Raw genomic sequence first — 20,661 nt, forward strand, 5'->3', positions numbered from 1 at the left:
TTTTAAGTTCTATGTTTTGCTTCTATGTTCTGAAATAACAGGATGGGTTTAGTGAAAGTTAATTCAGTACTGGCAACCGGCAACCGGTAACCAGTAACCGGCAACAGGCACCCCCGCATTCCGTTCATTAAATAAAACGGTTGATCAGATTTTCCAGGTATTCCTGTTTCCCGCTAACTACTTTGGGTTCGCCGTTGGCGATGGCTAAGTTGCGGAGACTTTCCAGAGTAAGTTTACCTGTTTCAAAATCTTTACCGGCACCGGTATCGAAAGAAGCATAGCGGTCTTGCCGGATCTTTTTATAATCTGAATGGTTCAGCACATTATCTGCCACAATCAGTGCTCTGGCAAATACATCCATGCCGCCCACATGTGCATAAAACAGATCGGCCGGATCGGTTGAATTACGCCTGCGCTTGGCATCGAAATTAATACCACCACCGGCAAAACCACCTGCTTCCAATACTACCAGCATGGTTTCTGCGAGTTCGTTGATATTGTTGGGGAACTGATCGGTATCCCATCCATTCTGGTAATCGCCGCGGTTGGCATCCATACTGCCCAATACACCAGCATCGGCCGCCACCTGCAGTTCGTGCTGGAAAGTATGACCGGCCAGTGTAGCGTGGTTCACTTCAATGTTCAGTTTAAAATCATTCAGCAGATCATACTGACGCAGAAAACCGATCACGGTCTCACTATCATAATCATACTGGTGTTTGCTGGGTTCACAAGGTTTGGGTTCGATGAAGAAAGTTCCTTTGAATCCATTTTTCCGTGCATAGTCCTTTGCGGTATGCAGGAAACGGGCCATGTGTTCTTTCTCGCGTTTCATATCTGTATTCAGCAAACTCATGTATCCTTCGCGTCCGCCCCAGAACACATAATTCTCACCGCCCAGTTCAATGGTAGCATCCAGCGCAGCTTTTACCTGTGCGCCGGCATGCGCTAACACATGAAAATCCGGGTTAGTAGCCGCACCATTCATGTAACGGCGGTTACTGAACAGGTTAGCCGTACCCCATAATAATTTTACACCGCTGGCTGCCTGTTTCTGTTTGGCATAATCTACCACCGCCTGTAGTCGTCTTTCGTTTTCAACTACGTTATCGGTATAATCTACCACATCCACATCATGAAAACAGTAATAGGGAATATTCATTTTGGTGATGAATTCAAAAGCAGCATCCATCTTATCTTTTGCCCTTTCCACAGCATCGGCTTTGGCATTCCATGGATAGATATGCGTGGGCTCTCCAAATGGATCGCCGCCATTACCCACGAACGAATGCCAGTAGGCACAGGCAAAACGTAACCAGTCTTTCATGGGTTTACCCGCCACTACTTTATCAGCATCGTACCAGCGAAAGGCCAATGGATTATCACTACCGGTTCCTTCATACTTCACCTGACCAATTCCCTGGAAAAATTCTTTGTCACCTGTTATTGCTTTCATATTGTTATGATTTAATCAGTTAATAATGTAGGATCATTTTATTTTTTCTTCCAGTAATGATTTCCATTCCTGGTACAATGCATCATAGCGTTGGGTATCGGAAGGTTCCACTACTTTCAGTTTCTCCATATTTACAAAAGCTTCCTTTTCGCTGCTATAGATGCCGGCACCGATACCTGCACCAAGACCGGCTCCCACACTTCCATCGCAGGCATACAATTCAACAGGTACACCGGTTACATTCACAAAAGCCGTTGCAAATACATCACTGAGGAAAAGATTGGCCCTGCCTGCACGGATCACAGCAGGTTGCAAACCATTTTCCCGCATAATATCAAGCCCGTAGCGGAAAGAAAAAGCGATGCCTTCCTGAGCAGCCCGGTAAATATGTGACGCACTGTGTTTATTGAGATCGATATTGAGCAGATGGGCGCCGATAGTAGCGTTATTCAGCATTCTTTCCGCACCGTTGCCAAATGGCAGGATCTGTAAACCGTCGCTGCCGGGTGCAATGGTAGCAGCTGCTTCATTCATCTGCGCATAACTAAGTTTTGCACCGGATATATTCCGGACCCAGTTATTCAGGATACCCGTTCCATTGATGCAAAGTAACGTGCCCAGCATTTGCTGTTCTGTGGTATAGTTCACATGCGCAAAAGTGTTAACCCGCGATTGTTGATCGTAAGCCAGTGTATCACTCACACTATAGATCACACCGGATGTGCCGGCGGTGGCCGCAATTTCTCCGGGTTGCAGTACGTTCAGTGATAAAGCATTGTTTAGCTGATCGCCTGCTTTGTAGGCAACAGGGATACCTGCCTGTAAAGAAAGTTCAGCGGCTATATCGGCCTGTAACAGTCCGTGAGGCTCGAACACCTTTTTAATTTCCGGTATCAGTGATTTGTCAAAACCATAATACCCGAATACGTCATCGGATAAACTTTGTTGGGCAAAATCCCAGAAAATACCTTCCGACAAAGCAGAAACGGTAGTGCTGGTCTGCCGGGTAAATTTCATCGCAATAAAATCACCGGGTAATAATACCTGGTGAATCTTTGCGTATACCGAAGGTTCATTTTCTTTTACCCATGCCAGTTTGGAGGCAGTGAAATTACCGGGAGAATTCAGCAGGTGCGATAAACATCTTTCTTCACCAATTGTCTGAAAAGCAAGTTTACCAAAAGGCACAGCGCGACTGTCGCACCAGATAATACTATTGCGTAACACTTTCTGTTCTTTATCCACCAGTACCAAACCATGCATCTGGTACCCGATGCCTATGGCCGCGATCTGTTGGGGATCATACTTACCGCTTGCATGTGCCATGCGTATGGCCTGCTGCACATGTTGCCACCACATCTCGGGAGATTGTTCCGCCCAGCCCGCCTGCAATGAAATAATACCCGATTCAACTTCGGGGTACTGCACAGATGTCACAGACTGCTGTGTGGCCGCATCAATCACAGATACTTTGATCGACGAAGTACCCACATCTATCCCTAGTAATAACATGTCTCTTTTTTTATCAAGGCTCTTTCACCCGATTAATATAGCCGCCACTCCTTTCAGTTTTCCTTTACAGCAACGGTTTGCATTACAATCAGTTGACTGTAATACAGAATGTGAAAATTAAAAAAGGGCATTACCTAACTAATGTCGGGAGATTTTTTGAATTTGTAACCGATTGCATAAAAATATTTTTGCACAGTGCTATCCCCGGGCTAAAGCGGGTAGATTATCGGTTCAATCATACGACATACCAGATAACCTGATCAGGTATCGCAACGGGGTACGATCCATCAATACCAGCCGCGGCCTGCGAAGGGAACGAAAACGATGATCGTAAAAAGGAACCGGGTACAGCGGTTTATTTTTCAATTCAACTTATATTGCAACCGATTGTATTATGCGACGGGAAAAAGAAATAACCATTTACGATATTGCCAAACAGCTTGATCTGTCTGCGGCAACCGTAAGCCGTGCGCTGAAAGATCACCCCTCCATCAACAAGCACACCAAGAAAAAAATAGCGGAACTAGCCGCCCGGCTGGGTTATCGGTCCAACACGTTCGCCAGTAACCTTCGCCAACAAAAGACCAACACCATTGGCGTGATGTTACATGAATTAAGGAGCCAGTTCATGACTTCTGTGCTGGCCGGCATAGAAAAAGTGACCACAGAAGCCAATTACGACCTCATCATTGCACACTCATCAGAAAGTGCCGCTAAGGAAACAGCCAATGCTGTAAACCTGTTTCACAAAAGGGTAGATGGTGTGATTGCTTCACTGGCTTTTGACACTGCCAACCTGGATCATTTCGCACCCTTTGAAAAGAAAGGCATCCCGGTGATCTTTTTTGACCGGGTATTTGAAGAAGCAGATGGTGCCAAAGTGATCATCAATAACCGCAAAGCGGGATATGAAGCCACTTCTCACCTGATAGAACAGGGCTGTAAACGTATTGCTCATATTACCGCCAACCTCCAACGGAATGTATATGCAGAAAGGCTGAAGGGCTACCAGCAGGCTTTGGCTAAACATGGATTGAAGTTCATCGAGAAGCAGGTGATTGTAGATGATCTCAGCGAAGAAGCGAGTATCCGTTCTGCCAGGAAGATCCTGGCCATGCGCCCAAGGCCGGATGGGATCTTTATCACCAATGATTTCTGCGCTGCTGTATGTATACAGGTGCTGAAAGAAGCGGGTATCCGTATTCCGGAAGATATTGCTATTGTAGGATTCAATAACGATGCCATTTGTAAGATCATCGAGCCTAAGTTAAGCACCATCAATTATCCCGGTATCGAGATCGGTGAGATCGTTGCCAGGAATATGATCAATCACCTGCAGGGCAATTCCGATATCAACCTGACCAATACCATTATAATCAAATCAGAATTAATTGTGCGGGCGTCATCGTTGCGAAAGAAGAAGTAATTCTGTAACTGCTACCGGATGAAACAATCATAGTACAGCGTCTTGCTGGCACTTTTTATGCCTGCCTGCTCTGCCGGAAAATGGTTGCCCCGGTTCAGCAGTTTTTCGAAAATACAGATACCGCTGGTTATGAAAACCCGGTGTATCCGATTGATGATTACAACACCATCCGGGTGCAGCAAGTCTTGTGAAATGGCGGTGGTAATGAAGGATGCATCCTGATCTGAAAGATACCCAAAATGATTCATCAATAAATGAGTTGTATGTTACACAAAACATTAGCCGTTGCCATATGGGCATTGTCTGCATTGATTGCTGCGGCACAGGAAAAAGGGATGCTGAAAAAGAAACCCATTTCTCAACCACTGGTAAACCATATTTATACAGCAGATCCTTCTGCACATGTGTTCAATGGCCGGATCTATATCTATCCATCGCACGATGTTGAAGCCGGCGTAAGGGAGAATGACAATGGCGATCATTTTGATATGCGCGATTACCATATTCTTTCCATGGATTCAATTGGTGGCAAAGTAACCGATCATGGCGTTGCCTTAGACAAAAAAGATATCCCCTGGGCCGGCCGGCAGTTATGGGCACCGGATGCTGCCTACAAAAACGGCATCTATTACCTGTACTTCCCGATCAAAGACAAGCAGGATATTTTCCACATCGGTGTAGCAACAGCCAAAACACCCACAGGACCTTTTAAAGCAGAAAAGGAGCCGATCAAAGGAAGCTACAGCATTGACCCTGCTGTGTTTAAGGATACCGATGGCAGTTATTATATGTATTTTGGCGGGATCTGGGGCGGACAGTTGCAGCACTGGAATGATAACAAATACGATCCTGTTGCAAAGCTGAAAAACAAAAATGAACAGGCCATTCTGCCCCGTGTAGCCAAACTCAGTGCAGACATGAAAAGTTTCACCGGAGAAGCACGTAATATTCAGATCCTGGATGCAACCGGGAAACTCTTTCTCGAATCCAATAACGACAAACGTTTTTTTGAAGCCGCCTGGATGCACAAATACAAAGGGAAATACTATTTTTCTTATTCAACCGGTGATACACATTATATCTGTTATGCTATCGGCGACAGTCCTTACGGGCCGTTCACTTATAAAGGAGTAGTGCTGAATCCGGTGGAAGGCTGGACCAACCACCATTCTATTCTCGAAATCAAAGGGAAATGGTATATTTTCTACCATGATGTGCAGCTATCTGGTAAAACACATTTACGCAATGTGAAAGTGACAGCGTTGAGATATAATGCGGATGGAACTATTCAGACAATCAATCCTTATCAATAAATCCGGTACCCCTTAAAAAACTAACCATATGAAAAGAAATTTTTTACTGCTGGCACTTTGTATCACCCTGAGTGCTGCTGCACAGAACACCATTACCCTGCAGGCTGATAAGGGTAAAGAAACCATCAATAAAAATATCTACGGTCATTTTGCAGAGCATCTGGGTCATTGTATCTATGGAGGTATGTACGTAGGAGAGAATAACCAGAAGATCCCGCACAAAGACGGGATCCGGCTGGATGTGATCAGTGCATTGAAGAAACTGAAAGTACCTGTATTACGCTGGCCGGGAGGTTGTTTTGCCGATACCTATCACTGGAAAGATGGTGTGGGACCAAAAGACAAAAGACCTTCCATGCTGAATGTATGGTGGGGCAATGTAAAAGAAGACAACAGCTTTGGCAGCAACGAATTCCTTAACATGTGCGAAGTACTGGGCGCAGAACCCTACCTGAGTGGCAATATCGGCAGTGGCTCTCCACAGGAACTCTCCGACTGGGTAGCGTATGTTACCCATCCCAATGGAAGCAGTCCCATGACCGATTACCGCAAACAGAACGGAAGAGCCAATCCCTGGGAAGTAAAATACTGGGGATTGGGCAATGAAGCCTGGGGATGTGGTGGAAATATGAAGCCTGAATACTATGCCAATATTTACCGCCAGTATGCCACTTTCATGACCAATGGCAATAAAAAAATATATAAGATCGCATCAGGTGCCAGCGATGCGGATTATAACTGGACAGAAGTGTTGATGCGCGATATTCCGCACAATATGCTGGATGCGGTAGGCGTGCACCACTATGCTGTGATCAACTGGAACAAAAAAAGTTCAGCCAAAGATTTTACGGAAGAAGATTATTATACAACCATGCAGCGTGCGATGGAGATGGAAGAGCTGGTAGTAAGACATAGCGCTATTATGGACAAATATGATCCCAAAAAACGTGTTGCCATGGTAGTAGACGAGTGGGGCGGCTGGTACGATGTAGAACCCGGCACCAATGGCGCATTCCTTTACCAGCAGAATACCATGCGTGATGCCATGATCGCAGGTACTACACTCAACACATTCAATAATCATTGCGACCGGGTGAAAATGGCCAATCTCGCACAGATCGTAAATGTACTGCAGGCAGTGATCCTTACCGATGAGGAGAAAATGATCCTCACCCCTACTTACCACGTAATGGAAATGTACAATATACACCAGGATGCCACCTTGCTGCCCATCACGGTGAACAGTAAAGATTACAAAATGGGAAAGGAAAAACTGAAAGCCATATCGGCCTCTGCCTCTAAAGATAAAAACGGCCTGACGCATATTTCCCTCGTAAATATCGATGCACATGAACCACAGAAAGTGACCATCAATATCAGCGGAAGTGAGTACAGTTCCGTTACCGGCAGAATCCTCACTTCAGATAAATTACAGAACCATAACAACTTTGCTAACCCCGACAAGATAAAACCAGCCGCCTTTACAGGTGCAACACTGAACGGGTCTACCTTACAGCTGACACTTCCCCCTTTTTCAGTGGTAGTACTGGAAATGAAATAAAATGAATCAGTCATCCATTCATAACAGCATTTAATATAATTGTATGCTACATATCACATTCACTGGTAAGCGACGCAGGGTTTGTCTTTGGGGCTTATTTCTCTTCATCGTTTATTCAACTGCTGCACAGCCGGAGCCGGTAGGAATTTTTGATCACCAGGAAGATATTGGCCACCCGAAATTAAAGGGTTCGATCGTTTACAATAAAAACGATCAGACCTACCTGCTCACCGGTGCGGGTAAAAACATGTGGTTCAACAATGATCAGTTCCGCTTTGCCTGGAAGAAGATCAAGGGAAATTTCATCATTCGTGCTTCGATCCGTTTTGTCGGAAAGGGAAAGGAAGCGCATCGTAAGATTGGTATCATTGCCAGAGATAAACTTACACCCGACTCGCGATATGCTGATGCCTGTGTACATGGAGATCAGTTAACCTCTTTGCAATACAGGACTGCCGATGGGGATACTACCGGGCAGATAGCTATTTCTTCTTTTCATCCTACAGAAATAGAACTGGAACGTTCAGGAAATCTATTCACTTTTTCAGCGGCCCGTTTGGGAGAGAATTACAAATCTGTAAGCAAAGAGATGCTGCTGAACGAAGAAGTGTATGCCGGTCTCTTTATCTGTTCACACGCCGAAGATGTAATAGAGCAGGCCGTATTCAGCAATGTGCGGATCATCATCCCTCCTGCAAAAGACTATCGCCCTTACCGTGACTATCTGGGCAGTCACCTGGAAGTAATGGATATCGCTACCGGCCACCGAAAGATACTGCACAGTGCGCCCAATTCATTACAGGCTCCCAACTGGACACCCGATAATAAATATCTCATTTATAACGAGGAAGGCCTTCTGCACAAATACGAGCTGTCTACAGGTGCCATTACTACACTGAACACAGGTTTTGCCAAAGAGAATAATAATGATCATGTATTGTCCTTTGATGGCAAACAGATGGGGATCAGCAGCCACACCGGCCCTGACCATATTTCGGTAATTTATACCTTACCCGTAACCGGTTCGGATAAACCCATACAGATCACTTCAGCATCTGAAGGGCACTCATACCTGCATGGCTGGTCGCCCGATGCCAAACAACTGCTCTTTACAGCACAGCGAAATAAAGAATGGAATATCTGGTCGGCAGATGTCGCTAGCAAAAAACAAACGCAACTTACACAGGATGATTTGCTGGATGATGGAGCAGAATACACACCGGATGGGAGGTATATTTATTTTAATTCGGTTCGTACCGGAACCATGAAAATCTGGAGGATGAAACCGGATGGCTCTGGACAGGAACAGGTAACTTTTGATGAATATAACGACTGGTTCCCGCATATCTCACCGGATGGCAAATGGATGGTATTTATCTCCTTTCCAAAAGAGATTGATCCTTCCTCTCATCCCTTTTACCAGAAAACCTACCTGCGGCTCATGCCCCTTACAGGTGGTGCGCCAAAAACCATCGGTTATGTATATGGCGGGCAGGGAACGATTAATGTACCCAGTTGGTCGCCCGACAGTAAAAAAATTGCATTCATCAGTAACACACGATTATAAAATACAATCCGGTTATCATGAAAAAGCGCTTTTGCATATTGATCTCCTTCTTTTTTTCAGGTTTCCTCTTTGCCCAGCAAACAACAAGGGTTGATATACCCGGATCGCAGATGCTGAAAATAAGTTCTGAAATAGTACGGGGTCAGGAATATGTGCTGCATATCCTTTTACCCGGCGGATATCCCAAACCCAATAAACAATATCCTGTACTGTACCTGATGGATTCGCAGTGGGATTTTCCATTGCTGAAGTCATTGTATGGTCAGCATTACTACGATGGTTTTATTCCTGAGATGATCATTGTAGGCGTTACCTGGGGCGGTATCAATCCCAATCCCGACAGTCTCAGGGCACGCGATTATACGCCAACGCGGGAGGATCGTTTACCGCAGAGTGGTGGTGCAGAAAAATTTCTTTCGTTCATTCGAAACGAATTATTTCCTTTTGTACAGGCCAGATTTTCGACAGATACCACACAGAGAACCCTGATGGGATGTTCTTTGGGAGGATTGTTTACCATGTATACTTTATTCACCCGGCCTTCTATGTTTTCCGGCTATGTTGCAGCAAGTCCGGCCTATGGCTGGGACAAGGAGGTATTATACCGATATGAAAAAGAATACTTCAACAGCAAAGTACAACTACCCGCTAAATTATACATGACCATTGGCGATGTGGAAAGAGGAGTACCCGGATTTGAAAAACTAAGCAATCATTTGCTGAACAGGAACTATCCCCAATTAAAATTCAAATCCAGGATACTGGAAAACACAGGACATTCAGGCACCAAAACAGAAGGATTTGGCAGGGGATTACAGTTCATTTACGAACGGGCTTCTCTCCCACTAACCATTTCGCTGGTGAGCCCGCTCACCGGCAGGTTTCAATTGGCCGATGGCAGCTATGTAGAGATCAGATGGGAGCAGAACCGGTTGTTTGCAGCTATCGGAACCGGTAACCGTTATCCCCTGTTGGCCGAAACGGCAACAGATTTATATTCTAAAAGCGAATTTTTACAGATCCATTTCATAAAAGAGGCTAATACCATAACCGGTTTGCAGCTGGTCAGGTATAACAGAGATGAAATGGCAAAAAAACTGAGATAATTCCGGGTGTATCAGTACATTCATAAACCTATCTACTTCTGTCAAAACCAGTTACCCATATGAACCAGATCTGCTTGTGCATAGCCATCCTGCTGCTTACTGCCTGCAGCAGCCACAAACAGTTATACCCCGTTGTGGGCTCTATTGAAAAACTGGATCCCTCACTGGATAATATCCTGTCGGTTACTGCCAAAGCCGAGATCATTGCAGATGGCTTTGACTGGAGCGAAGGTCCGCTATGGATCGAAGAGAAACAACTGCTGCTGTTTTCCGATGTGCCGCAGAACACCATTTACCAATGGACAGAAACTGGTGGAAAAAAAGTGTATCTCTCCCCCTCCGGTTATACAGGCAATATAAAAAGAGGCGGCGAAACAGGTTCCAATGGTTTAACGATTAACCCCGAAGGGCGTTTGGTACTTTGCCAGCATGGTAACAGGCAAGTAGCTTTTATGAATGCCCCGCTTGATCAGCCAGCCGCCAATTTCACCACTATTGCAGGAAGCTACAACGGAAAGCGCTTCAACAGTCCGAATGATGTGGTGTATAACCGGGCAGGGGAAGCTTTTTTTACTGACCCACCTTATGGATTAGAAAAAAATATGGATGACCCACTGAAAGAGATTCCTTTTCAGGGAGTATACAAAGTGAAAAAAAACGGAGAGGTCGTTTTATTGGTTGATTCTTTAACCAGACCTAACGGTATCATTCTATTACCGGACGAAAAAACATTATTGGTGGCCAATTCCGATCCTGCCAAACCGAATTGGTATGCATTTGATATAACCGACAGCGGCCGGTTGGCCAATGGCCGCATATTCTGGTCGGCTGCAGGTTACGATCCAACACTAAAGGGATTACCAGATGGAATGAAAGCAGACCGAGCCGGCACTATTTTCGCCACCGGACCAGGAGGGATCTGGATCTTTAACAACAGGGGTGTGCTGGCAGGAAAGATCAGATTACCCGAAGCCAGTTCCAACTGTGCCTTATCGGCCGACGAAAAAACATTGTACATCACCAACGATATGAATGTACTCCGGCTCAAACTCAGACCTTAACAGTAACTGATTACTCACTAACATTTTGTTGTCTTATATGAAACTATATAAAACAAGTCAGGGGATCTTGATTCAGAAAAAAGATCTTTTTTACCCGGTTACGGAAAACAACTGGGACCTGTTTCTGAATGATGACCACCTGTTCAGCAAAATGGAGAAGTTGATACAAACCACAATTCCCCTTCCGCACGGCATTCCTGAAACTGCCTTTCAGGCGCCTATTGGTGCGCAGGAGTTATGGGCATGCGGTGTTACCTATCTCAGAAGTAAAGTGGGCAGACAGGAGGAATCCAAAGCAGCTGGTGGCAGCGATTTTTATGCCAAGGTATACGATGCGGAAAGGCCCGAAGTATTTTTTAAAGCCACTGCTCATCGTATTGTTGGCCATGGCGATCAGGTAGCCATCCGCAAAGACTCTATCTGGGATGTTCCGGAGCCTGAATTAACATTGGCAGTAACTTCTTCCGGTAAAATTGTGGGATATACCATCGGCAATGATATGAGCAGCCGCAGTATTGAAGGAGAGAATCCCTTATACCTGCCACAGGCCAAGACCTACGACGGTTGTGCAGCGATCGGCCCCTGCATCTATGTGCCGGCTACCCCGTTGGAGCTGGATACAAGGATCCAGCTGGAGATACAACGGAACAACCGCGTTGTATTTGAAGGAACTGTTACTATCAGCCAAATGAAACGCACACCGGAAGAACTGGTGGCGTATGTGTACCGGGCCTGCAGTTTCCCCTTTGGGTGTTTGATCATGACGGGAACTGGCATTGTACCGCCTAATGACTTTACATTATCTTCAGGTGACGGGATCGGTATCAGCATCGATAAAATCGGAACACTTTACAATACAGTTCGCTAACACAAATCCAAAGCCAATGGTATTCCTGATCATTCTTTTTGCTATCGCACTGCAGATCTTTCTGACAGTGAAAAAAGTGAGCCCTTTTCTCTCCCTGTTGATCGTGGCCATTATTTCAGGTTTGTTACTGGGTATGGAACCCGCTGCTTTACTGGCTTCTATTGAAAAAGGAGTGGGCAGTACCCTGGGAGGTTTGGCACTGATCGTTTGTCTGGGAGCCGTTCTCGGCAAAATACTCGAAATCAGTGGTGCAGCCGAACAGATTTCCGGTACACTGATCAATGGCTTTGGAGAAAAGAATATCCAATGGGCGGTGTTACTGACCGGTTTCCTGATTGGTATTCCGTTGTATTATAATGCAGGCTTTGTCATTCTCGTACCATTGGTATTTTCCATTGCCCGCAGAACAGGTTTACCATTGCTGTATATCGTGATGCCGATGGCCGCTTCATTATCTACCACCCATTGTTTTTTGCCACCCCATCCGGGTCCGGTAGTGCTGGTAAATGCCTTTCATGCCGATATGGGTAAAACCCTGATGTACGGCCTCGTTATTGCCGTCCCTGCAGTAATTATTGCAGGTCCCTTACTGGGCCGGTTGTTGAGAAATGTAAAAGCAGGCAGTTATGAACTTTTTGGCGATACGGATCCGGAAGCACAGAAACATCTCCCTTCCACCCTATCCAGTTTCTGTATTGCCTTAATGCCGGTGGTATTGATCAGCCTTTCTGTGATCGCAGGACTAACGCTAAATGAAGCGCATCCGCTTCGTCGTTTTCTTTCTTTTACAGGTGATTCAACCATTGCGTTATTACTCGCCGTCACCGCAGCTGTATATTTCTTTGGATTGCGGATGAAAAAATCCATGTCGCAGGTAATGCAATGGTCATCCGATGCGATCTCAGGTATTGCGGTTATTTTGCTTACCATTACTGCCGGCGGTGTATTCAAACAGGTATTGATCGATAGCGGCACAGGTAATTATATTTCTTCCTTCAGCAGTACACTGCAAATGCCACCTTTGCTATTTGCCTGGATCTTAACGGCACTGCTGCGGGTTACCATGGGTTCTGCCACAGTGGCGGGATTAACCGCAGCAGGCATTGTATCGCCATTGGTAGCTGCCGGAAACGTGTCACCGGAACTGATGGTACTGGCCGTGGGTGCCGGCAGTGTATTTGGGTCGCATATCAACGATTCCGGTTTCTGGATGTACAAAGAATTTTTCAGGCTTACGTTAAAACAAACCTTCCTGTCGTGGACAGTAATGGAAACACTGATCTCCCTCATTGGGCTATTGGGGATCCTGGTATTACAACTGTTCATTCAATGAACAGGTAACTGTTAGCTAATATCAGGACTGAATATAAGAATGCAGGTGCGATATCGTTTCCTGCTGGGTGGAAATGGTTTCTGTTACTACATCATTGATGGAAATGATACCCGCTAATTTCCCGTTTTCAATCACAGGCAGATAACGGATATGTTTGTCAGACATTAACTGCATACAGGCTTCTACCGAATCAGCTTGTTTTACTGCGGGGAAGTCTGTTGTCATGATCTCCTTCACAGGTGTGTCGCTGGAATGTCGCCCCATCAAAATCACTTTACGCGAGTAATCACGCTCGGTCATGATTCCTAAGAACGTATCGTTTTCCATGATCACCAAAGAACCGATATTCTGCTCTGCCATTATCTGCAATGCTGCTATCACAGTGGTATCCGGTGTAACGGTTGTAACCCCGCTCCCTTTTCTTTTGAGTATATCGCTTACTTTCCGCATAACGTAGAATTTTACCCATAAGTTAAAACATTTTCCCCGGAATAAAAAGTTTCCTCTTGGCCAGGCTATTTAACCCATTGAAAATCAGTTTTCAAAACGCCATTTCTGAAATGAGTAAGTTTCGGCTCCGTAGATTTAAACAAAAATTAAGCCCGTGAATACCCGCTCCCCCTTACGTTTCTGTAATTTCCTGCTTCACAAAAACGATTTCTATGAAAAAGATCATGGTAGTGTTACTGGCTGCCTTCAGCCTTTCCATGGCATCATTTGCCCAGACAAAACCCGCTGAAAAAGCGAAAGCCCCTGCCGTCAAAACAGCTGCCACCCCGGTAAAAAAAGATGGCACCCCCGACATGCGCTTTAAAGCCAATAAGGAAGCCGCAAAAGCAGCCATCCCTGCCGGACCTCTGAAAAAAGATGGCACTCCTGATATGCGCCACAAAGCCAATAAAGAAGCCGCTAAAAAGAAAGGATGATAAACAAAACAGCTGTTGAACCCATACTAAAAAAGCCTTCCCCAACGGGAAGGCTTTTTTAGGGATACTGCTCGCTCCCATTTATGAGAATAAGACAGACGATTAACTTGTTTTCAAAGCTTTATCAATCAGGAATAACATATTTGCCCGGTGCGCTTTGGTTTCTTCATTGGTAGAAACGGCAGCAGCCAGTTTGGTCCTTAATTTTTTCAGTGTATACAAAGCAGCTGCCTTAGATACATTATCCAATGGTGAGTTATCTGCTGTTAACGAAGCAGTTCCCCTTACAAAACTGGTTTGTAGGTATTGCCTGTATACATTTACATTACCATTGAGATCTGCATCAAAAATACCTTTCACCAGATCATTCATCACATCTGCCGCACTGTATTGGTTGCCATACAAACGTGAATTTGTGATCCGCTGTAAAGTAGCCGGACTAAGAATATGCGCCAACGTACCACCTACCTGTAAATTGGTAAGGTTAGCCGTGATCTTATAATCTTCGCCACCAGTTGGCTGGTTATACCCGCGGCGCTGCATCTGCAGGTAAGGGAATACCTGTGCATCTGCATCAAATACATTCGGCGCAAACACATATTTGCTTAACAGGTCCATCGCTTTTTTCTGCGTAGCCATTGCAACGGGGGTATAGGGTTTGTTACCGGAATTCTGCTCAGGGAAACTCCTGTCTACATATACACCTCCCACAAAACGGCTTACCGCGTTGATCATATCTCTGCGTTGTGCATTTAATATACCATAACGACTGCGGAGCTCGGCATAAGACTGTCCGGGTTTGGAATATTTCTGAACCAGTTTACCCATCAGGCTGTTCACCAGTTTAAAACGCTCTTCGGCATAAGTGATCGGGTCGTTAGACATATCATTCACATTCACGCGTGGGTCCATTCCTTTGCCTGGTGAACGCATATCGTCCCCGTCATTACCAAAAGTCAGTTTAGGATCTGTGCTGCGCGAAAGGATCTTCATTAATCCCGCTTCTTCTTCAGCCGGAGCAAAGGGGCGATAACCATATTCGATAGCCCAAAGATCATAAGGACCTGCTTTGGTGGTGTAATAATCACCCTGCTTGCTTCTGTCAAGCGCCACATTAATAGAAGGGTAATCCATTACAGATCCCATCAAACCAATGTTATGCGTGATACTTGTATTATGCAGTTCTGCAGGCGATAACATGTTGCTGGCCTTCATATTGTGGTTCAGACCCAGTGTATGGCCCATTTCATGCATAATCAGGTAAGTCAGGAACTGCTTGTGCATGGCTTTGATCTCAGCTTCAGCGGCACCAGTCATCTCCAACGTAGTTAATCCTGCAGTGTACTGTGCTTTCAGTTCTGCGGCGAGTGTGCAGAGCTGATGACTTTTCATGGTCAGTCCCGGAATTTGTGTTTCTGCACTTTGTGCTGCAAAACCGTTAAACAACTCATCATAAATAGCCGTAGCACTGCCTGAGTACCACTCTACCGTAATATCGGCACCCAGGATCTGTCCGGTTCTCGGATTTACAAAACTGGGTCCGATGGCACCGTAAGAAGGTTGTGCAGAAGAAACCCAACGGATCACATTATAGTGTATATCAGCCGGATCCCATTTCGCATCATCGGGCTGGATCTTCATTTGTAAGGCATTTTTGAAGCCTGCTTTTTCAAAAGCTTCATTCCACTTCATACCAGCTTCATAAATGATCTGGCGGTATTCATGCGGTGTAGTATTTTCTATCCAGTAAACAAGCGGTTCTATGGGTTCGCTGATGGCTGCACTGGGATCTTTTTTCCTGAGATCCCAACGGTTGATCATGTCTTTGTAAGGAACAGGACTGATACTTGTCTGATCATTTCTTTCCTGCATAAAAAATCCTACCCGGGGATCATCTCTCCGGGGAGTAAAATCATTTTTGGGCATGGAGATAAAACTGTGCTGCATCCGTACACGTACATAACGCGGATCTGCTACATCCGGACCACCATCGGCCAGTGTGGTTGGATTATCGTAGGAAAGGTCTACCACTACATCCGTATTATCTGCAAACGAGCGCAGTTGTGCATATTTGGATTTAGTGGGGTTCAGCATACCGAGATTAAATAGCATCATGGTAAACGGACTGGGGGCAAATATAGGTTTTACCGGATCCAGTTTTTCACTAAGAAAAAGTGCATCACCACTTACGAGATAACCCAGTGAATCTTCGATCGAAAATTTGTCTGAGAAGAAAACCGCTTCCGGTTTATCTACCTCAGCCGTTTTACTTACCGGGTTGCTTTTATCGTAATACTGGTTGGTATTTACAATAGAGAACTCCAGTTTGTCAAAAGCTTTTTTGATCTTGAATACCGCAGTAGCTCTGTGCATACTCTGGTTAAGGAACAAAGAGGTAGGACCGCTGATAGAGAAACTCTGGTAAATGAACTCTTTCTCTAACTGGTCTTTACGGATATACATCTGCACACTTCCGGTAGCCGTATCCTGATAAAGGGTAAAAAGACCCTCATTCTTTTTCTGGCCCTTGGTTTTATCTGCCACCGTTTGTTTTTTGGGAGTAGCAGGTTTGGATGTATCACCAGCTGGTTTGGCGGGCGAAGTTAAAGTTCCCGTGGTTTGAGCTGATGCCGCCAGCAGGAAATTAGATGCCACAAAGGCAAACAGGATTTTTTTCATAGCAGTGTTTTGAGTCTTTTAAATTAAGATTATTTCACATAAACACTGCATTCGTCCGTTATTTTTATACCAAGCGGGAATATTTTGCTATGAACGGCAGAAAATAAGGTATCAGGCCATATCGGCCGAAGCAATAGAACGGGCTGCTATCCAGCCACTTGTCCAGGCATGCTGGAAGTTGAAGCCTCCGGTAACCCCATCCACATCCAGGATCTCCCCGGCAAAATAGATACCCGGTTGTTTACGGCTTTGCATAGTATGGGGGTCTACTTCAGAGAGATTGATCCCGCCACAGGTCACAAATTCCTCTTTAAACGTGGTTTTTCCTTTTACAGAAAACGCCTGTGCGGTCAGGTTCCTGATAAGTTTATTCTGTTCTTTGGCCGGGATCTCTGCCCAGCGGATATCCGGGTTGATATCACTTGCAGCCAGCAGGTATAACCACAAACGGTTAGGCAAGCCAAATGGATTTTTATTGCCTGTTTTCATTCCTGCATATTCATCGCGATAGGATTGCCAGACATTCCGCAGATCCTGCTCTGTTTGTCCGGGCAGCCAATTCACCAGCAACGTGAAATGATAATTCATATCAGCCAGTTGCCGCGCTCCCCATGCAGATAATCGCAGAATGGCCGGACCACTCATACCCCAATGTGTAATCAGCAAAGGACCTTCTTCCGCCAGTTTGGTGCCCGCCACTTTTACAGTCGCCCGCTCTACAGCTACCCCCATTAATTGAGTAACCGGATTACCCGGCATATTGCAGGTGAATAAAGATGGGACCGGCTCTGCTATCGTATGTCCGAGTTTTCGTAACCACTCGAACATCGCGGATTTGGGATAACCACCACAGGCAATGCAAACAAAATTTGCCTGCATCCGGCCAGTGGATGTCTGCAGTTCAAATCCATTTGCTGCAACAGTGATGCTTTGCACTTCGCACTGCAACCTGATCTGCACGCCGTATTTATCTGCTTCTTTTAACAGGCAATTGATGATAGTTTGCGAATCATCTGTAATAGGAAACATTCTTCCATCCGCTTCTGTTTTCAGCTGTACACCTCTTTCTGCAAACCAGTCAATGGTATCGTTTGTATTGAATGAATGAAAGGCTTTTTTGATAAAGTTCTGTCCGCGGGGATATCGTTTTACCAGTTCAGGTATATCAAAACAGGCATGTGTGGCATTACATCGGCCTCCACCACTGACTTTCACTTTTGCCAATAGCTTATTGGATTTTTCTACCACTGTTACCCGTAATCCCGGATGCAAACGCGCTGCATTAACGGCACAGAAAAAACCGGCCGCACCGCCGCCAATCACAATTAATTCTTTTGTTGCTGGATTCGCCATTACCTGTATTAAACGATCTAAGCTATACTTAGATTGCAAAGATAGTTCTTTACTGCACGTCGCTTCAGGAACCTGCAGCCATCGTCATGATGGCCGCCATCGTCTCAATCCCATTCCACAGATTACGGATCCGGATATTCTCATTTTCTGCATGCTGGTTATTATCGTGGTTAGCCACAGGAACCGTAATGGTTTTGGCGTTCAGATGTTTCTCAAACAGGAACAAAGGTAAACTGCCTCCCATGGTAGGAATCAATACCACTTTATCTGCCGTCGTACTTTTAACGGCTTCTATCACCTGCTGCACAACCGGAAGATCCATGGGTGTTCGCTGCGCGTTATAGCCACCGCTTTTTTTAACACGGGCAATACGTGAAAAAATTTTCCGCTCAGCATCTGTCGGTTCTTCTTCCGTGATATAATAGCCTTGTTCACGGATATGGTTAATGACCCTGTCCTGCTGTTTTTTATAATCATTGCCCGGCACCATCCGCAGATCCAGCACGGCCGTGGCAGTAGTGGGAATCACATTGCTGGCTTTCGCACCTGTATTACCGCTCTGCATTCCGTTAATATTCAGCGAAGGCAGCATAATCGCTTCTCCCAGCTCAACACCGGGCATTTCCTCTCCCACAAAATGCAGTTCTTCCTTCAACTGGTTACCTACAGGCGGCATATCACGGATCGCTTTTTTCTCCTGTTCTGTGAGTGGTATTACATCATCATAAAAACCTCTGATAGTAACACGTCCTTTTTCATCCTTCATCGATGCCAGTAACTTAGCCAGTAACAAACCGGGATTAGGTGCCCAGTTGCCGTAATGACCACTATGCAGCGGCCTGGTAGCACCATACAAAGTGATATCTACATGCGCATCCCCTCGTGCCCCGAACAGGATCGCTTTTTTGCCCGACTGGTGAACGGGGCCATCACAGATCACCCACAAATCTGACCGAAGTAAATCTTTGTGTTTATCGAATATACCACCGAGGTTGGGAGAACCCGCTTCTTCCTCTCCTTCAAAAAAGAATTTGATATTATAGCTGAGCGGCAGGCCTGCCCGCTTTACCACCTCATAGGCATTCAGGATGGCCATAATGCCTGCCTTATCATCCGATGCACCTCTGGCATAGATCCGCCAATCAGGATCATATTTGCCGGCTCCGGAAGGGAAGCCGATCATCGTAGCACCCTGCTCCAGTGATCCTTTGACCAACCGGGGTACAAAAGGTTTCAGGCCTCTGGCCCATTGGCTGCTATCTACCGGCTGACCATCATAATGTGCATAGAAGATCAATGTTCGCGTAGCACCGGGCACATTCACTTCTCCGTAAATAGCAGGAGTAGTTGCCGCATTTCCATCTGATAGTAATTGAACTCTTTGGATATTCCGCTGCTGCATCATCTGCATAATGAAATCCGCGTTCCGTTTAAGACCGGCTTTATCAGCTGCAACATTGGGAATAGAAAGAAAGCGGATATACTCCTGCAGCCAAACATTTTCACGCTGTTGGCGGATGGTGCGGATACGCAGTGTTTCCTCAGGCTGGGCGAAGAGCATTGCCGGAAACAGTGCCGGAATAAAGCAGGATAAAAATTTCCGCATCTTAGCAGTTTTACTGTAAGATAGCAAGAATTGATCAGTAATAACTGGTGTTAAGATCAGGATTAGCTTTCTCTGCAGCTTCAATAATACTGTAATCAGAAAGGATCAATGCCTGGTTCCTTTTCACACATACATCATGTTCAAAGTGTACAGATACTTTTCCGTCGCGGGTTCTCACCGTCCAGCCATCATCTTCGGTATATACTTCTCTTGATCCCAGATTGATCATGGGTTCGATGGCCAGTACCAGGTTCTCTTTTAGTTTCGGACCTGTACCGCGTTTTCCATAATTAGGTACCTGTGGATCTTCGTGCAGACTGCGTCCCAAACCATGCCCCACCAGTTCTCTCACCACTCCATAACCATGTTTTCTTTCCGTATGTTCCTGAATGGCAAAAGCGATATCGCCTACCCGGTTATTGGTAATCGCTTTCTCTATGCCCTTGTATAAAGATTCTTTGGTCACTTTTACCAGTTGCAACACTTCAGTCGGCACCTCGCCAAGGATAAAAGTATACGCATGATCGCCATGCCAGCCATTCAATATCACTCCCATATCCACAGATACAATATCCCCTTCCTTCAGCGCGATATTATTGGGGAAGCCATGCACCACCACATCATTCACAGAAGCACAAACATTAAAGGGATACCCACGATAATTATAAAAGGAGGGAATGGCTTTGTGGTCTTTCACAAAATCGCCACAGATCTTATCGATCTGCAAAGTGGTCATACCGGGCTTGAGCACTTTGGCCACTTCCGTAAGCGTTTTGCTTACCAGGGTAGCCGCTTCTTTCATCAAAGCTACTTCTGCTTCAGTTTTATGGATCATCATATTACTTCGTCTGGTCATTTGTCAAAAAAAAGAAACCTGCCGTTCCGCAGTCAGCG

Annotated in this window: 16 protein-coding genes; 9 read left to right on the forward strand and 7 right to left on the reverse strand. The window is 45.5% G+C overall.

Annotated features, from left to right (window positions below; genetic code table 11):
• Window positions 1–127: 127 nt before the first annotated feature.
• Together xylA and AC1RNB_RS16705 are read right to left on the reverse strand one after the other, a co-directional pair.
• Window positions 128–1,456 (reverse strand): xylose isomerase, encoded by a 1,329-nt coding sequence (xylA, locus tag AC1RNB_RS16700; RefSeq protein WP_493084679.1) that lies wholly within the window; start codon window positions 1,454–1,456, stop codon window positions 128–130.
• A 33-nt stretch (window positions 1,457–1,489) separates the two neighbouring features.
• Entirely contained in the window at window positions 1,490–2,968 is a 1,479-nt protein-coding gene (locus AC1RNB_RS16705) for a xylulokinase (RefSeq protein WP_493084680.1), read from the reverse strand.
• A gap of 394 nt (window positions 2,969–3,362) precedes the next feature.
• Between AC1RNB_RS16705 and AC1RNB_RS16710 the strand changes: the two genes are divergently transcribed.
• From AC1RNB_RS16710 to AC1RNB_RS16745, 8 genes are all read left to right on the forward strand, one after another.
• Window positions 3,363–4,394, forward strand: a complete 1,032-nt coding sequence (locus AC1RNB_RS16710) for a LacI family DNA-binding transcriptional regulator (protein ID WP_493084681.1) — start codon at window positions 3,363–3,365, stop codon at window positions 4,392–4,394.
• Between the two features lie 263 nt (window positions 4,395–4,657).
• Window positions 4,658–5,707, forward strand: a complete 1,050-nt coding sequence (locus AC1RNB_RS16715; RefSeq protein ID WP_493084682.1) for a glycoside hydrolase family 43 protein — start codon at window positions 4,658–4,660, stop codon at window positions 5,705–5,707.
• Between the two features lie 28 nt (window positions 5,708–5,735).
• Window positions 5,736–7,268 (forward strand): alpha-N-arabinofuranosidase, encoded by a 1,533-nt coding sequence (locus AC1RNB_RS16720; RefSeq protein WP_493084683.1) that lies wholly within the window; start codon window positions 5,736–5,738, stop codon window positions 7,266–7,268.
• A gap of 43 nt (window positions 7,269–7,311) precedes the next feature.
• On the forward strand, window positions 7,312–8,835 hold the full coding sequence (locus AC1RNB_RS16725) for a TolB family protein (RefSeq protein WP_493084684.1): 1,524 nt from the start codon (window positions 7,312–7,314) through the stop codon (window positions 8,833–8,835).
• Between the two features lie 17 nt (window positions 8,836–8,852).
• Window positions 8,853–9,941, forward strand: a complete 1,089-nt coding sequence (locus tag AC1RNB_RS16730; RefSeq protein WP_493084685.1) for an alpha/beta hydrolase — start codon at window positions 8,853–8,855, stop codon at window positions 9,939–9,941.
• A 59-nt stretch (window positions 9,942–10,000) separates the two neighbouring features.
• Window positions 10,001–11,002, forward strand: coding sequence for an SMP-30/gluconolactonase/LRE family protein (locus AC1RNB_RS16735; protein ID WP_493084688.1), 1,002 nt, complete (start codon window positions 10,001–10,003; stop codon window positions 11,000–11,002).
• 37 nt (window positions 11,003–11,039) lie between these two features.
• On the forward strand, window positions 11,040–11,870 hold the full coding sequence (locus AC1RNB_RS16740) for a fumarylacetoacetate hydrolase family protein (protein ID WP_493084689.1): 831 nt from the start codon (window positions 11,040–11,042) through the stop codon (window positions 11,868–11,870).
• A 16-nt stretch (window positions 11,871–11,886) separates the two neighbouring features.
• Complete coding sequence (locus AC1RNB_RS16745) at window positions 11,887–13,203, forward strand: gluconate:H+ symporter (RefSeq protein WP_493084691.1); 1,317 nt, start codon at window positions 11,887–11,889, stop codon at window positions 13,201–13,203.
• Between the two features lie 21 nt (window positions 13,204–13,224).
• On the opposite strand, the gene AC1RNB_RS16750 is transcribed toward AC1RNB_RS16745, so the two are convergent.
• On the reverse strand, window positions 13,225–13,653 hold the full coding sequence (locus AC1RNB_RS16750; protein WP_493084692.1) for a CBS domain-containing protein: 429 nt from the start codon (window positions 13,651–13,653) through the stop codon (window positions 13,225–13,227).
• A 212-nt stretch (window positions 13,654–13,865) separates the two neighbouring features.
• Between AC1RNB_RS16750 and AC1RNB_RS16755 the strand changes: the two genes are divergently transcribed.
• Window positions 13,866–14,129 carry a hypothetical protein gene (locus AC1RNB_RS16755; protein ID WP_493084694.1) on the forward strand — a complete coding sequence of 88 codons (264 nt, stop codon included), beginning with the start codon at window positions 13,866–13,868 and terminating at the stop codon, window positions 14,127–14,129.
• A gap of 102 nt (window positions 14,130–14,231) precedes the next feature.
• Here the strand turns inward: AC1RNB_RS16755 and AC1RNB_RS16760 are convergent, their stop codons facing one another.
• From AC1RNB_RS16760 to map, 4 genes are all read right to left on the reverse strand, one after another.
• A complete protein-coding gene (locus AC1RNB_RS16760; protein ID WP_493084696.1) occupies window positions 14,232–16,808 on the reverse strand; it encodes a zinc-dependent metalloprotease in 2,577 nt (858 codons plus the stop codon).
• Between the two features lie 111 nt (window positions 16,809–16,919).
• Window positions 16,920–18,161 (reverse strand): BaiN/RdsA family NAD(P)/FAD-dependent oxidoreductase, encoded by a 1,242-nt coding sequence (locus tag AC1RNB_RS16765; RefSeq protein ID WP_493084697.1) that lies wholly within the window; start codon window positions 18,159–18,161, stop codon window positions 16,920–16,922.
• A gap of 64 nt (window positions 18,162–18,225) precedes the next feature.
• Window positions 18,226–19,767, reverse strand: a complete 1,542-nt coding sequence (locus tag AC1RNB_RS16770; RefSeq protein WP_493084699.1) for a M20/M25/M40 family metallo-hydrolase — start codon at window positions 19,765–19,767, stop codon at window positions 18,226–18,228.
• Between the two features lie 34 nt (window positions 19,768–19,801).
• Window positions 19,802–20,605, reverse strand: coding sequence for a type I methionyl aminopeptidase (map, locus tag AC1RNB_RS16775; protein WP_493084701.1), 804 nt, complete (start codon window positions 20,603–20,605; stop codon window positions 19,802–19,804).
• Window positions 20,606–20,661: the final 56 nt, after the last annotated feature.

The organism is Sediminibacterium sp. GW821-FHT12F12 (genome assembly GCF_058806635.1).

What these genes read in the sequence shown, in the direction of transcription:
- xylA (WP_493084679.1), bottom strand. Translation starts at nt 1,456, where the DNA reads ATGAAAGCAATAACAGGTGACAAAGAATTTTTCCAGGGAATTGGTCAG.
- AC1RNB_RS16705 (WP_493084680.1), bottom strand. Translation starts at nt 2,968, where the DNA reads ATGTTATTACTAGGGATAGATGTGGGTACTTCGTCGATCAAAGTATCT.
- AC1RNB_RS16710 (WP_493084681.1), top strand. Translation starts at nt 3,363, where the DNA reads ATGCGACGGGAAAAAGAAATAACCATTTACGATATTGCCAAACAGCTT.
- AC1RNB_RS16715 (WP_493084682.1), top strand. Translation starts at nt 4,658, where the DNA reads ATGTTACACAAAACATTAGCCGTTGCCATATGGGCATTGTCTGCATTG.
- AC1RNB_RS16720 (WP_493084683.1), top strand. Translation starts at nt 5,736, where the DNA reads ATGAAAAGAAATTTTTTACTGCTGGCACTTTGTATCACCCTGAGTGCT.
- AC1RNB_RS16725 (WP_493084684.1), top strand. Translation starts at nt 7,312, where the DNA reads ATGCTACATATCACATTCACTGGTAAGCGACGCAGGGTTTGTCTTTGG.
- AC1RNB_RS16730 (WP_493084685.1), top strand. Translation starts at nt 8,853, where the DNA reads ATGAAAAAGCGCTTTTGCATATTGATCTCCTTCTTTTTTTCAGGTTTC.
- AC1RNB_RS16735 (WP_493084688.1), top strand. Translation starts at nt 10,001, where the DNA reads ATGAACCAGATCTGCTTGTGCATAGCCATCCTGCTGCTTACTGCCTGC.
- AC1RNB_RS16740 (WP_493084689.1), top strand. Translation starts at nt 11,040, where the DNA reads ATGAAACTATATAAAACAAGTCAGGGGATCTTGATTCAGAAAAAAGAT.
- AC1RNB_RS16745 (WP_493084691.1), top strand. Translation starts at nt 11,887, where the DNA reads ATGGTATTCCTGATCATTCTTTTTGCTATCGCACTGCAGATCTTTCTG.
- AC1RNB_RS16750 (WP_493084692.1), bottom strand. Translation starts at nt 13,653, where the DNA reads ATGCGGAAAGTAAGCGATATACTCAAAAGAAAAGGGAGCGGGGTTACA.
- AC1RNB_RS16755 (WP_493084694.1), top strand. Translation starts at nt 13,866, where the DNA reads ATGAAAAAGATCATGGTAGTGTTACTGGCTGCCTTCAGCCTTTCCATG.
- AC1RNB_RS16760 (WP_493084696.1), bottom strand. Translation starts at nt 16,808, where the DNA reads ATGAAAAAAATCCTGTTTGCCTTTGTGGCATCTAATTTCCTGCTGGCG.
- AC1RNB_RS16765 (WP_493084697.1), bottom strand. Translation starts at nt 18,161, where the DNA reads ATGGCGAATCCAGCAACAAAAGAATTAATTGTGATTGGCGGCGGTGCG.
- AC1RNB_RS16770 (WP_493084699.1), bottom strand. Translation starts at nt 19,767, where the DNA reads ATGCGGAAATTTTTATCCTGCTTTATTCCGGCACTGTTTCCGGCAATG.
- map (WP_493084701.1), bottom strand. Translation starts at nt 20,605, where the DNA reads ATGATGATCCATAAAACTGAAGCAGAAGTAGCTTTGATGAAAGAAGCG.